The 14,302-nt window shown below is 71.9% G+C and carries 3 protein-coding genes and 5 pseudogenes; 5 read left to right on the top strand and 3 right to left on the bottom strand.

From position 1 onward, the window contains the following. Nucleotides 1-30 precede the first annotated feature (30 nt). Nucleotides 31-1,703, top strand: a pseudogene (gene ilvD, locus BJF85_RS13195) (dihydroxy-acid dehydratase). A 77-nt stretch (nucleotides 1,704-1,780) separates the two neighbouring features. Here the strand turns inward: ilvD and cobN are convergent. Then, nucleotides 1,781-5,403: pseudogene (gene cobN / locus BJF85_RS13190) on the bottom strand (cobaltochelatase subunit CobN). 226 nt (nucleotides 5,404-5,629) lie between these two features. Between cobN and BJF85_RS13185 the strand changes: the two are divergent. The 3 genes and pseudogenes from BJF85_RS13185 to BJF85_RS13175 all read left to right on the top strand — a co-directional run bounded on the left by BJF85_RS13185 (nucleotide 5,630) and on the right by BJF85_RS13175 (nucleotide 9,007). Next, complete coding sequence (locus tag BJF85_RS13185) at nucleotides 5,630-6,868, top strand: hypothetical protein (RefSeq protein WP_083666343.1); 1,239 nt, start codon at nucleotides 5,630-5,632, stop codon at nucleotides 6,866-6,868. Beyond that, nucleotides 6,865-7,493 (top strand): annotated as a pseudogene (locus BJF85_RS13180) (precorrin-8X methylmutase). Before BJF85_RS13185 ends, BJF85_RS13180 begins: the two are co-directional and overlap by 4 nt. Continuing rightward, complete coding sequence (locus BJF85_RS13175; RefSeq protein WP_075847775.1) at nucleotides 7,490-9,007, top strand: precorrin-2 C(20)-methyltransferase; 1,518 nt, start codon at nucleotides 7,490-7,492, stop codon at nucleotides 9,005-9,007. The pseudogene BJF85_RS13180 and the gene BJF85_RS13175 overlap by 4 nt, the downstream one beginning before the upstream one ends. A 96-nt stretch (nucleotides 9,008-9,103) precedes the next feature. Here the strand turns inward: BJF85_RS13175 and BJF85_RS13170 are convergent. Both BJF85_RS13170 and BJF85_RS13165 read right to left on the bottom strand, forming a co-directional pair. After that, nucleotides 9,104-12,171, bottom strand: a pseudogene (locus BJF85_RS13170) (arabinosyltransferase domain-containing protein). Nucleotides 12,172-12,320: 149 nt separating this feature from the next. Beyond that, entirely contained in the window at nucleotides 12,321-13,100 is a 780-nt protein-coding gene (locus BJF85_RS13165) for a cobalt-precorrin-6A reductase (protein ID WP_075847773.1), read from the bottom strand. A 57-nt stretch (nucleotides 13,101-13,157) separates the two neighbouring features. Here BJF85_RS13165 and BJF85_RS13160 point away from each other — a divergent pair. Continuing rightward, nucleotides 13,158-14,252 (top strand): annotated as a pseudogene (locus BJF85_RS13160) (cobalt-precorrin-5B (C(1))-methyltransferase); the annotation flags it as partial. Nucleotides 14,253-14,302: the final 50 nt, after the last annotated feature.

The raw sequence follows: 14,302 nt of genomic DNA, 5'->3' as shown, positions 1-14,302 counted from the left end.
TCGGGCCGGATTCGGGGGAGGATCTCCTCCATGGCCGAACACGACGTAAAACCTCGCAGTCGCGAGGTGACCGACGGGATGGAACGTGCGGCGGCTCGCGGGATGCTGCGAGCGGTCGGGATGGACGACGAGGACTTCACGAAGCCGCAGATCGGGATCGCCTCGTCGTGGAACGAGATCACCCCCTGCAACCTGTCCCTCGACCGGCTGGCCGAGGCGAGCAAGCACGGGGTGCACGGCGGGGGCGGGTTCCCGATGGAGTTCGGCACCATCTCGGTGTCGGACGGGATCTCGATGGGGCACGAGGCATGCACTTCTCGCTCGTGTCGCGGGAGGTGATCGCCGACTCGGTGGAGACGGTGATGGAGGCCGAACGCCTCGACGGTGCCGTGCTGCTCGCCGGGTGCGACAAGAGCCTGCCCGGCATGCTCATGGCGGCCGCCCGCCTCGACGTGGCGTCGGTGTTCCTGTACGCGGGCTCGACCCTGCCCGGCAGTGTCGACGGCCGCGAGGTGACGATCGTCGACGCCTTCGAGGCGGTCGGGGCCTGCGCGCGGGGGCTGATCACCCGCGAGGAGGTCGACAAGGTCGAACGCGCCATCTGCCCCGGCGAGGGTGCGTGCGGCGGCATGTACACGGCGAACACGATGGCGTGTGCCGCCGAGGCGCTGGGCATGTCGCTGCCGGGCTCGGCGAGCCCGCCGTCGGTGGACCGGCGGCGCGACCGGTTCGCCAGGGCGAGCGGCGAGGCCGTCGTCGGACTGCTGGAGAAGGGCATCAGCGCCCGCGACATCCTCACCCGCGAGGCGTTCGAGAACGCGATCGCGGTCGTCATGGCGCTCGGCGGTTCGACGAATGCGGTGCTGCACCTGCTGGCCATCGCGGCCGAGGCCGAGGTGGAACTCACGCTCGACGACTTCTCGCGCGTCGGCGACCGGGTGCCGCACCTGGCCGACGTCAAGCCGTTCGGGCAGCACGTGATGACCGCCGTCGACCGGGTGGGCGGCGTGCCCGTCGTGATGAAGGCGCTGCTCGACGCGGGCCTGCTGCACGGCGACTGCCTGACCGTCACCGGGAAGACCCTTTCCGAGAACCTCGCCGAGCTGGAGCCGCCCGAGCTGGACGGCGACGTCATCCGCAGGCTCAGCGAGCCCATCCACCCGACGGGCGGGCTGACGATCCTGCACGGCAGCCTCGCGCCCGAGGGCGCCGTGGTGAAGAGCGCGGGCTTCGACTCGGCCCGGTTCGAGGGCACTGCCCGGGTGTTCGACGGCGAGCAGGCCGCCATGGACGCGCTCGGTTCGCTGCAGCCCGGCGACGTCGTGGTCATCCGCAACGAGGGGCCGCGGGGTGGTCCGGGGATGCGGGAGATGCTCGCGGTGACCGGTGCGATCAAGGGCGCCGGGCTCGGCAAGGACGTGCTGCTGCTCACCGACGGCCGGTTCTCCGGCGGCACCACCGGCCTGTGCATCGGACACGTGGCGCCCGAGGCCGCGCACGGCGGGCCCATCGCGTTCGTCCGCGACGGCGACCCGATCACGCTCGACATGGAGCGGCGCACGCTCGACGTCGGCGTGAGCGCGGAGGAACTCGCGCGCAGGGCCGAGGGCTGGGAGATGCCGCCGGTGCCCCGCAGGAAGGGCGTGCTCGCCAAGTACGCGAAGACCGTCGGAACAGCGGCGAAGGGAGCCGTGTGCTCGTGAGGCCGCCTCAGCGGTTCGCGACGAGCGCCGTGGGTGCATGACGGGGACGGCCCGTCATGCACCCACGGGCGATGGCGTCAGCGGTCCTCGAGATCACCCTCGATCCGCAGGTAGACCTCCTGCATCGCGGTCATCAGCTCCTGGTCCGGCTCGGCCCACAGGCCGCGCTCGGCGGCCTCGTTGAGCCGTTCGATGATTCCGCGCAGTGCCCACGGGTTGGCCTGGGCCAGGAAGTCCTGGTTCTCCTTGTCCAGCACGTACGACTCGGTGAGCTTCTCGTACATCCAGTCGTCGACGACGCCCGCGGTCGCGTCGTAGCCGAACAGGTAGTCCACCGTGGCGGCCTGTTCGAACGCGCCCTTGTAGCCGTGCCTGCGCATTGCGGCCAGCCACCGGGGGTTGACCACGCGTGCCCGGAACACGCGAGCGGTCTCCTCGGACAGCGACCGGGTGCGCACCGAGTCGGGACTGGTGCTGTCGCCGATGTACGAACGCGGTGCGCTGCCCGTCAGCGCCCGGACCGCGGCGATCATGCCGCCGTGGTACTGGAAGTAGTCGTCCGAGTCGGCGATGTCGTGCTCGCGGGTGTCGGTGTTCTTCGCCGCGATCGAGATCCGCCGGTAGGACGACTCCATGTCCGTGCGCGCCTCGGCCCCGTCGAGCCCGCGGCCGTAGGCGTACCCGCCCCACACCGCGTACACCTCGGCGAGGTCGGAGTCGTCGCGCCAGTTGCCCGTGTCGATCAGCGGCAGGATCCCGGCGCCGTACGCGCCGGGCTTCGAGCCGAAGATCCGGGTCGTGGCACGACGTTCGTCGCCGTGGTCGGCCAGATCCGCCTGCGCGTGCGCGCGCACGAAGTTCTGCGACTCCGGTTCGTCGAGCGAGGCCACGAGGCGCACCGCGTCGTCGATCAGGTTCACCACGTGCGGGAAGGCGTCGCGGAAGAACCCGCTGATCCGTACGGTCACGTCGATCCGCGGCCTGCCCAGTTCGTCCAGGGGGATCGGCTCGATCCCCGTGACGCGCCGCGAGGCTCGTCCCACACCGGGCGGACGCCGAGCAGCGCGAGCACCTCGGCGGCGTCGTCACCCGACGTGCGCATCGCCGACGTGCCCCACACCGACAGCCCGACCGACCGCGGCCACTCGCCCTCGGACTCGCCTCCGGACTCGGCGCCGGCGTGGTCGCTGCGGTAGCGGCTCAGCAGCGATTCGGCCAGCGACTGGCCGGTCTCCCAGGCCAGTTGGCTCGGGATCGCCTTCGGGTCGACGGTGTAGAAGTTCCGTCCGGTCGGCAGCACGTTGACCAGACCGCGCAGCGGCGAACCGCTCGGACCGGCCGGGATGTAGCCGCCCTCGAGCGCGTGCAGCACGGCGTCCATCTCGCCGCTGGTGCCGGCGAGTCGGGGAACGACCTCCTCGGCCGCGAAGCGCAGCACCGACGCGACGGCCTCGCGCCGGTCGGCGGGCACGTCCGCGCACACCGCCTCGACCGCGGTCGGCGCCCAGTCGTGGTCCTCCATCGCCGCGACGAGACCGTGGGCCGTCGTCTCGATGGTGTCCACATCGGACTTCGGGGCCTGGTCGGTGAGACCGAGGGCGGTGCGCAGCCCGGGCACTGCGGCCTGGGTGCCGCCCCACATCTGGTTGGCCCGCAACATCGACAGCACGAGGTTGACCCGCGCCTCACCGGTCGGTGCCGCGCCGAGGATGTGCAGACCGTCGCGGATCTGTGCGTCCTTCACCTCGCACAGCCAGCCGTCGACGTGCAGCAGCATGTCGTCGAACTCGGACTCGTGCGGCCGTTCCTCGAGGCCGAGGTCGTGGTCGAGCTTGGCGGCCTGCATCAGCGTCCAGATCTGCTGGCGGATCGCGGGCAGCTTGGCCGGGTCCATCGCCGAGATGTTGGCGTGCTCGTCGAGGAGCTGTTCGAGCTTGGCGATGTCGCCGTAGCTCTCGGCCCGCGCCATGGGCGGCACGAGGTGGTCGACGATCGTGGCGTGCGCCCTGCGCTTGGCCTGTGCGCCCTCACCGGGGTCGTTGATGAGGAACGGGTAGATCATCGGCAGGTTGCCCAGCACCGCGTCGGGTGCGCACGCGGCGGACAGGCCGGCGGTCTTGCCGGGCAGCCACTCCAGCGAACCGTGCTTGCCGAGGTGGACCACGGCGTGGGCGCCGAACTCCTCCTCCAGCCAGCGGTAGGTCGCCAGGTAGTGGTGGCTCGGCGGCAGGTCCGGATTGTGGTAGATCGCCACCGGGTTCTCGCCGAACCCGCGCGGCGGCTGGATCATCAGCACGACGTTGCCGGCCTGCAGCGAGGCCAGCACGATGTCGCCGTTCTTCCCGCCGTCGACGTAGAGCTCACCGGGCGGCTGCCCCCAGTGCTCGATCATCGCCTCCCGGAGTTCCTCCGGCAGCTCGGCGAACCACTCGCGGTAGCGCTCGGCCGGCACGCGGATCGGGTTGCCGGCGAGAGTCTCGTCGCTCAGCCACTCCGGGTCCTGGCCGCCCGCCTCGATCAGTGCGTGGATGAGCGCGTCGCCGTCGGGCTGGTCCGTGCCGGTCGGGTCGACGCCGGGGAAGGCGTCCGGGCCCAGGTCGTAGCCCTGCGCGCGCAACCGCCGCAGCAGTTCGACCGCGGACGCCGGGGTGTCGAGACCCACCGCGTTGCCGACGCGCGAGTGCTTCGTCGGGTAGGCCGAGAGCATCAGCGCGACCCTGCGGTCCGCGGGCGCGGTGTGCCGCAGGCGCGCGTGGGCGAGCGCGATCCCCGCCACGCGCGACGCGCGTTCCGGGTCGGGGACATAGTGGGGCAGTCCGTCCTCGTCGAGTTCCTTGAACGAGAACGGCACGGTGATGAGCCTGCCGTCGAACTCGGGCACCGCCATCTGGTTGCCCGCGTCCATCGGCGAGAGGCCCTCGTCGTTGTCGAGCCACGTGTCGCGGTCGCTCGTCAGGCACATGGCCTGCAACGTCGGGATGTCCAGGGCGGCCAGCTCGGCCACGTCCCACGCCTCGTCGTCGCCGCCCGCGCCGACCTCGGACGGCCGGGTGCCGCCCGCGGCGAGCACGGTGACCAACATCGCGTCGGCCTTCTCGAGCTCGGCCATCATCTCCGGCTCGCGGGAGCGCAGCGATGCGCAGTAGATCGGCATCGCGCGCCCGCCCGCCGCCTCGACCTGGTCGGCGAGGGTGTGCACGAACGCGGTGTTCCCGGACAGGTGGTGTGCCCGGTAGTAGAGGATCGCGACGAGCGGACCGTCACCGGCGCTCTCCTGCCTGGGCAGCAGGCCCCACGAGGGTTGCTCGGCTGGCGGTTCGAAGCCGTCGCCGGTCAGCAGCAGCGTGTCGGAGAGGAAACGGTGCAGTTGAGCCAGATTCTCGGGCCCGCCGTGCGCGAGGTAGGTGTGCGCCTCGGTCGCGATGCCCACCGGCACGGTCGACAGCGCCATGAGCTCGGCGTCCGGCGACTGCTCGCCACCGAGGACCACCACATGGGCACCACTCTCCCGCACGGTGCGAAGCCCCTCGGGCCAGGTGCGCTCCGTGCCGAGGATGCGCACGACGACGATCGATGCGCCGTCGAGCAGCCCCGACAGCTCGGACAGTTCGAGCCGGGCGGGGTTGGCAAGGCGGTAATCGGCGCCACACGAGCGCGCACTCAACAGGTCGGTGTCCGACGTGGACAGAAGCAAGATCACAGAATTTCCTCCTCGCGGCTCACTCTCCCGGGGTGGCGATCACGGCGTCAAGGTGACGTACTGCGCTCCACGTCGTTGACCTGGGGGCGGTGGCGCGAACGGACCGTTCGCGCCACCGGGTTCGCTCGTTCGGGGGCAGGGCGGCCGCTGCGGCTGCCTAAGGTGTGGGCATGTCCACGTCCCCCGCCGAGCCACCGCAGCGCCTCCGCGCGACGTGTGTCCCGGCGTGCTGGCCACCCACGAGGCCGCCGACGGAGCCCTGGCGCGCATCCGACTGCCCGGCGGCGCGCTGCGGCCCGAGCAGGCCGTCGCCCTCGCCGCGTGCGCCGAGGGCCTCGCCGACGGCCGGATCCACCTCACCTCCCGCGCCAACCTGCAGCTGCGCGCGGTGCGGGACGTCGACGCCCTCGTCACCAGGCTGGCCGCCGCGGGCCTGCTGCCCTCGCCCGCCCACGAGCGGATCCGCAACGTCCTCGCCTCGCCGTTGTCCGGAATCGCCGGGGGAGTGCGCGACGTCCGGGACCTCGTCGGCCGTCTCGACGCCGCCCTGTGCGGCGCGTCCGATCTGACCGACCTGCCCGGACGGTTCCTGTTCGCCCTCGACGACGGCCGCGGCGATGTCGCCGCAGGCAGCACGGCACCGGAGGCCGACCTGTGCTGGCGTGCCGTGACCTCCGACACCGGGGCGATCCTCGCCGCCGGCGTCGACACGGGCCTGCGCGTGCCGCCGGACCGGGCCGTCGCAGCGCTCGTCGCCGGTGCGCGCGCGTTCGACCTGGTCCGCGGCGCCGCGTGGCGCCTGCGCGAGATCGACCCGGCACCGGTTGTCGAGGCCATGCGCACCGAGGCCATGCGTACCGAGGCAGGCGGCACCGGGACCGGAGACACCGTCGAACCGGGGGAGTGGACGTCGGCGCCGCCGCCCCGGGTGGGGCCGGTGGAGGACGCGACCGGGGCCGTGGCGGCCGTGGTGGCCGCCCCGCGGTTCGGGGAGCTGACCGCCGGCACCCTGGGCGCGATCGGCCGGGCCGGGTACGCGATCACCGTCACCCCGTGGCGGACCGTGGTGGTGCACGACACGTCCACGGAGCCGGCGACGGATCGATACTGCGAGGTCGGGGGCCATGCCGACCTCGTCGTGGACCCCGCCGACCCGCTCGTCGGGGTGAGCGCCTGCATCGGCGCCCCGCACTGCGCGAAATCGCACGCCGACGTGCGCGCCGACGCCGCGGCGGTGCTCGGCAGCGAGCCCGGCACCGGGACCGGCGAGGCCGGCACGACGGCGGGACCGGGTCTCGCCGCGCACTTCGCGGGCTGCTCGCGGCGGTGTGGACGACCGGGCGGATCTCACATCGACGTGGTCGCCGCGGAGGGCGGTTACCACGTCGGGGGTACGTTCGTCGGGCTCGACCGGGTCGCCGAGGCCCTGTCCGCACAGGCACACACACGGGAAGGACTGCAGTGATCGATTACATCCGCGACGGCGCGGAGATCTACCGTCACTCGTTCGCCATGATTCGGGAGGAGGCCGATCTCGCCGTGCTGCCGGACGACATCGCGACAGTGGCGGTGCGGATGATCCACACCTGCGGGATGACCGATCTCGTCGACGACCTTGCCTACAGCCTCGACATCGTCGACGCGGCGCGCGGGGCGCTCGAGGGCGGCGCGCCGATCCTGTGCGACGCGACCATGATCGCCAGCGGTATCACCCGCAGCAGGCTTCCCGCGGACAACGAGGTCATCTGCACGTTGACCGACGAGCGGGTCCCGCGCCTGGCCGAACAGCTGAACAACACGCGCTCGGCCGCCGCGCTCGAGTTGTGGCGCGACCGCCTTCCCGGGTCGTCGTCGCGATCGGCAACGCGCCGACCGCGCTGTTCCGCCTGATCGAGCTGATCAACGAGGGGGTCGGCAAGCCGGCGGCGATCATCGGGATGCCCGTCGGGTTCGTCGGTGCCGTCGAGTCCAAGGACCTGCTCATCACGCGCGCCCCCACGCCGTACCTGGCGCTGCGCGGACGCCGCGGCGGCAGCGCGATGGCCGTGGCCGCGGTCAACGCGCTGGCGACCAAGGAGGAGATCCTGTGACGTCGGCCGGTGTCCTGTACGGCGTCGGTCTCGGGCCGGGCGATCCGGAGCTCGTGACGGTCAAGGCCGCGCGGCTGATCGGCGACGCGGACGTCATCGCCTACCACTGCGCCCGCCACGGGCGCAGCATCGCGCGTTCGGTGGCCGAGCCGTACCTGCGTGAGGGCCAGCTCGAGGAGCGCCTCATGTACCCGGTGACGACGGAGACCACGAACCATCCCGGCGGTTACGAGGGTGCGATCGCCGAGTTCTACGAGCTCGCGGCGAAGCGGCTGGCCGAGCACCTCGACGAGGGCCGCGACGTGGTGCTGCTGTGCGAGGGCGATCCGTTCTTCTACGGCTCCTACATGTACATGCACGAACGCCTCGCCGACCGCTACGAGGCGCACGTGGTGCCCGGCGTGACGTCGGTCAGCGGGGCCTCGGCCGAGTTGGGCCGTCCGCTCGTGCAGCGCGACGAGGTGCTGACGCTGCTGCCGGGCACGCTGCCCGCGCCGGAGCTGGCGCGCAGGCTGGCCGACACCGAGGCCGCCGCGGTGCTCAAGCTCGGGCGCACGTTCGGCGCGGTGCACGAGGCGCTGACCGAGTCGGGCCGGTTGGACGAGGCGTTCTACGTCGAGCGGGCGAGCTGGCAGGCCCAGCGCGTCGAACCGCTGGCCGACGTCGACCCGGAGACCGTGCCCTACTTCTCCCTGGCCGTTGTGCCCAGCCCGGCGTACGCGGCGCGCACGTCCGGCGCCGCCGAACCCCGCGCGGCCGCGACGTCGGCGCGGGGCGACGTGGTGGTCGTCGGCCTCGGCCCCGCCGGTCCGGAGTGGCTGACGCCGGAGGCCGACGAGGCGTTGCGCGAGGTCGACCACGTCGTCGGCTACGGCCCGTACGTCGCGAAGGTGCCGCAGCGCGCGGGCCAGCAGCGGCACGCGTCGGGCAACCGGGTGGAGGCCGACCGGGCGCGCGAGGCGCTGCGGCTGGCCGCCGACGGCGAGCGTGTGGCCGTCGTGTCCTCGGGCGACCCGGGCGTGTTCGCGATGGCCTCGGCAGTGCTGGAGCAGGCCGAGGACCCGGAGTTCGCCGACGTCTCGGTGCGCGTCGTGCCGGGGGTGTCGGCCGCGCAGGCCGCCGCGTCCCGCGTGGGAGCCCCGCTGGGCCACGACTTCGCCATGGTCTCGCTGTCGGACCGGCTCAAGCCGTGGGACGTCATCGAGCGCAGGCTCGAGGCCATCGGCACGGCCGATCTGGTCGTCGCGCTGTACAACCCGGCGTCGAAGAGCCGCTCGACGCAGCTGGCGACCGCACGCGAGGTCCTGCTGCGCCACCGCGCCGCCGAGACGCCCGTGGTGCTCGCCCGCGACGTCGGGGGACCCGAGGAGTCGGTGCGCGTGACGAGCCTGGGCGAGCTCGACCCGGCCGAGGTCGACATGCGCTGCGTGCTCATCGTCGGCTCCTCGCGCACGCGCGTGCGCACGCAGTCCGACGGCACCGCGCTCGTCTGGACCCCGCGCAGCTACGACTGACCCGAGCGAGCAGGCACGAATACAGAGCACCGAACAGAGGCACACAAACGAGTGCGGGGCACCGGATCTCCGGTGCCCCGCACTCATGTTCACGGCCTACTTGCTGGTCGACGACCCGTCGGGCTGCTGCGGGCCCGGGCTGAGTTCCTCCCAGCCCCACAGCGTCTCCTGGCCGGTCTCCACGGCCGGTTCCGTGCCCTGCTGGTACGGCCGGACCTCGTACAGCGAACCCCACGCCTGGCTCGGGTTGCCCTTCACGAAGCTGGGCACCTCGGGTTCGTCGCCGACCTCCTCGATGTTGCCGATCGGCCCGCCGCCCTGGCTGCTGGCGATGTTGGACTCGTTGGCCAGCGGTTCGGAGACGATCCGGTACTCGGGCATCTCGTAGATGCCGTTGCGGATCTTCATCGGGTTCAGGCACGGGTAGACGAACGAGGCGGGCCAGTCGATGTAGACCGGCGCGTCGCCGACCCGGTCGGTCAGGGTCGTGAACGTCGGGATCCGCGGACCGGTCACCGCGACCCAGCCGTCCTCGGTGATGTCGTCGTCGCCGGCCACGACCCGCACGGCCGTGGCGTCGCCCGGCGCGTCGTCGAGGTTCACCCGAACGTCGGTCCACTCGCCGGACCCGCTGCCCGGGTTGAGCACCCGCTCGGTGCCGGTGACCTCGAAGCCCTGCGGGGTCGGCCTGCCGAACTCGACGTCGATGTGCGTGGCCCGGCCGCTCGGCGAGTAGGCCGACAGCACGATCTGGTCGCCCTCCTCGCGTTCGCCGAGTCCGAACCACTCGGTGCGCAGATCGCCGGTCGGGTTGGCGACCTCGTTGTAGCTGCTCCACATGGGCACCGACTCGGCGGTGAAGCCGTGCGGCGGGTCGGCGAGAGCGTCGCCGTCGCCGATCGGCCGGTTGTGGAAGCCGGTCTGCGTCGGGCCGTTGTCCTCCTCGGGACTGGGCAGGGCCGGACCGTCCTGGTTCTGCTCGTTCTGCGGTTGGTCCTGGGCCTCCTCCTGCGGCGGCGCCGTGCGCTGCTCGGGAGGGGGCAGGCGGGTGAGCATGCTCGACACCGGATCGGTCTCGACCATCACGTAGTCGCCCAGACCGCAGCTCGACCCGGTCACGTGCTCGACGTTGGCCTTGCCGAACGAGTAGGTGTCTCGTTGGGAGTGGATCGCCTTGGCCATCGAGCCGACCTCGGCCGCCACGAACAGACCGCTGATCACCACGAACGCCAGCGAACCGCGGAACAGCTTGCGGTGCTGGGAGATCATCGACTCCTCGGGCGCCCTGGCCCGGATGTTCTCGACGAACGCGTACAGGGCGAACGCCGCCGCACCGGCGAGCAGGACGGTCGAGAACTGGATGCCGAACAGCTCCGGTGCCATGTTCCACCAGGGCACGCCGAGTCTGGAGATGAACCAATAGGCGTTCGGCCCGGTCAACGCCAGGCTCCCACGGCGAGCAACCCGGATACGAATATCGCCTGGTTGCGCCTCGATTGCAGGACCGAGGCGCTCACCGCCAGTGCCGTCAACGCCGCCATCGCGCCGCCGACCGCGGCGAACGCGCCGAAGTGGTGCGTGAACTTGGTCGGCGTCAGCGCCATCAGCAGGAAGAACACGGCGGTCGTGCCGATCAGGCGCCTGCTCGGGCCGAGCGCGGCGCCCTTGATGCGGCTCTTGCGCAGCAGCACCGCCAGGCAGGCCGCCGTGCACAGCAACAGCAGCAGCACCGGGAATCGGCGCGTGGCGCTGCCGTCGGCCGAGTCGGCGAACAGCAGCTGGTAGCGGTTGAGCTCCTGGAACCACGACAGGCTCGGGCCGACCGCGGTGCGCAGGCGTGTGCCTTCCATCACCGTGGCGAAGGTCTGGTCGGCGAACACGACGAACAGCACCAGCAGGCCCGAGCCGGCGATCGGTCCGAGCAGCGGCAGCCAGCCGTTGTCGCGGGCGCGCTGGCGCACCAGCTGGAACAGCGGCTTCGCGGCGACGAGGAACGGGGCGACCGCGATCAGGCCGGTCGGGGTGGCGGCGAGCGTGAACGCGGCCGCGAGCAGACCCAGACACACCGGTAGCAGTCGTCGGGTGACCAGCGCTCGTTCGACGGCGCAGATGGCCAGCAGCGAACCGAGCGCCGCGACCGGCTCGGGGCGGGTGCCCGTGTTGTAGGTCATCCACCACACGAGGAAGACCATCGCCGCGGCCCAGCCTGCGGCGCGGCTCGAGCGCACGGCCTTGCCGAGCCGCGGCATGACCTCACGGCTGATCAGCAACCAACACAGCACGCCCAGCAGGAACGAGGGCAGTCTTATCCACGGAGCGACGGTGCTTACCTGCGCCATCAGCTCGTAGACGTGGTAGAACCAGCCGAACGGCGCCTCCGCGACACCGAACCATCGGTGGTAGTTCGTGAGATAGCCGGCGTCCTCGGCGACCCGCGCCATCGACAGGATGTAGCCGTCGTCGGCGGTCACCGGGCCGATGAACACCCACACACCGAGCACGCCGATCACGACCGCGTCGCGTCCGGTCAGGTGCCACCAGCCGACCGGTGCCCAGCGGGGCGCGCGTCTGGCGAACCCGCGGTCGAGCCGGTTGACGAAGAACAGGCATGTCACGAGCGAAGCGATGCCGATACCGCCGACGACGAGCTTGAGCACCGTCGCCTCGGACTGGTAGCGCGTGTCCGGCGTGATCTGCACGCTCAGGCCCTCGGTGGGGTCCTGGGCGGAGTCGACGGACGAGTAGATGCCGACGACGCGCGGGCGCACGTCGCCGTCCTCGGAGTACACCGGAGTGCCCGCGACGGCCAGCGTCGTCTGCTCCGCCGTCGAGTTGACGGTGACGGCGCAGTCGCCGCCCGGCAGCTGCTGGCGCGCGACCTGCTCGCCGCGGCTCGTGGCGATGAGGGTGTTGTCGTTGACCCGCAGCTGCAGCCCGGCACCGTGCTCCAGCCGGTCGGGCGGCACGGTCGAGAGCAGCGTCGTCTCACCGGTGTTGCGCTGGTCGATCGACCGTGCGGTCTCGCACGGGATCTCGGCGTCGAGCTCCTGTGCCCAGTAACCGGCCAGCGGCGCGTTGACCTGTTCGGTGTTGCCGCCGTTCGGCCAGGTGATCTGCGCCGTGTCCTGGACGACGGGCAGGAACGGGTAGGCGATCGCGCACACCGCGGCGACGACACCCAGGATCGTGGCGAGCCACTTCTTCTGGGTGTTCGCACGTGGTCGGGGGCCTTCGGTGGGCGCGCCGGGCTTGCCCGGGGGATCGCCGGATTTGTCCATCGAAGTCGAGATCGCTGGGCACATCGGACGTCACGCTAGCGGGAGCTCCCCGACGCACTGTCGTGGGGATGGGCGTTCATGTGTGCGACAACCCAGCGCACAGCCGATTTCACATCGGCCACACGGCGCATCTCCGGACGCGGCGGACGGCGCACCACGATCACCGGAATGCCGACCTTCCGGGCGGCACGCAGTTTCGCCTCGGTCATGGCGCCGCCGCTGTCCTTCGTGACCAGCACGTCGATGCGGTGCCGCCGCAACAGCTCGGTCTCGTCCTCGACCCGGTACGGGCCGCGGGACAGGACGACCTCGAGGTGTCGCGGGAGGGGCGGTTCGGGCGGATCCACGCAGCGTACGAGCATCCACAGAGGTACGTCGGCGAACGCGGCGAGGCCCTGGCGGCCGCTGGTGAGGAACGCGCGCGTACCGAGCCGGGGCAGCAGCCGCGCCGCGTCGGCGAGCGTGTCGACCCAGTGCCAGTCGTCGCCGGGTCCGGCCTCCCACCCGGGCCGTTCCAGCCGCAGCACCGGCACGTCCGCGGCCGTTGTCGCCGACGCCGCGGACTCCGAGATCCGCTCCGCGAACGGGTGCGTCGCGTCGACGACGGCCGTCACACGATTGTCGGTGAGCCACGTCGCGAGTCCGTCCGGGCCGCCGAAACCACCCACTCGAATGTCACCCTTCGGCAGGCGCGGCGCGGCCACGCGGCCCGCGAGGGACGATGTCACCGGGATGTCGCGGTCGACGAGTTCGGCGGCGAGCGCGCGGGCCTCGGACGTGCCGCCGAGGACCAGCACGCGGGGAGCGATACTCATGACTCGACAGTCTGGCTGAGTGGGTGTGGGATCGAGTGATCGTGTGACGGAGGACGTGTGACCGACCTCCGCTTCGGGTGGACGACCGGTGCGTGTGCGACGGCGGCGACGACCGCCGCGTACACGGCGTTGCTGACCGGCGAGTTCCCCGACCCGGTCGAGGTGCGGTTGCCGAAGGACCGTCGGCCCACGTTCGCCCTGGCCACCGAACGGCTCGGCGCCGACGAGGCGAGCGCCGGGGTGGTCAAGGACGCCGGCGACGACCCCGACGTCACCCACGGCGCGCTGGTGATCTCCACCGTGCGGCGCGGTCCGGCCGGCGGCGGGGTGACGTTCCGCGCAGGGCCGGGGGTCGGCACCGTCACGTTGCCCGGGCTGCCGTTGGACGTGGGGGAGCCGGCGATCAACCCGGTGCCGCGGCGGCTGATGACCGAGGCGCTCCAACGGGTCGCCGCCGAGCACGGAGCCGGGGTCGGCGGTACCGGTGTCGGTGAGGCCGGCGTTCCGGACGTGCTCGTCGAGATCTCCATCGACGGCGGCGAGGAGATGGCGCGGCAGACGTGGAACCCGCGGCTCGGCATCGTCGGCGGACTGTCGGTGTTGGGCACCACGGGTGTCGTGGTGCCGTACTCGTGCTCGGCGTGGATCGACAGCATCCGGCGGGGCGTCGACGTCGCTCGCGCGCTCGGGCACGAGCACGTGGCGGGCGCGGTCGGGTCGACATCGGAACGCGTCGTGCAGGAGCTGTACTCGCTGCCCGACACGGCGCTGCTCGACATGGGCGACTTCGCCGGTGCGGTGCTGAAGTACCTGCGGCGGCATCCGGTGCCGCGGCTGACGCTGGCAGGCGGGTTCGCGAAACTGTCGAAGCTCGCGGCCGGACATCTGGACCTGCACTCGAAGCGTTCGCAGGTCGACCTCGGACTGGTGGCGACGCTGGCCGAGGAGGCGGGCCGCGGCGATCTGGCGGAACCGATCCGCGGCGCCAACACGGCACTGCACGCGTTGGAGATCGCCGCGGGCGCCGGTCTGCGCCTGGGCGACCTCGTGGCCGAGCGGGCGCGCGCCGAGGCGGCCGCGGTCCTGGGCGAGGCCCCGGTGACGGTCGACGTCGTGGCCGTGGACCGCGGCGGAACCATAGTCGGCCGCGCCCCTGACCCCCGGAGGAAGCTCCCGAGGGCCCTTTGGTTGCGTTCAACGCG

Origin of the sequence: Saccharomonospora sp. CUA-673 (assembly GCF_001942305.1) — a bacterium.
Classification (GTDB): Bacteria; Actinomycetota; Actinomycetes; order Mycobacteriales; family Pseudonocardiaceae; genus Prauserella.
This window is presented reverse-complemented; position numbering and strand designations above follow the sequence as displayed.

Excerpts from the sequence above, each read along its gene's own strand:
- BJF85_RS13165 (WP_075847773.1), bottom strand. The coding sequence starts at position 13,100 with ATGAGTATCGCTCCCCGCGTGCTGGTCCTCGGCGGCACGTCCGAGGCC.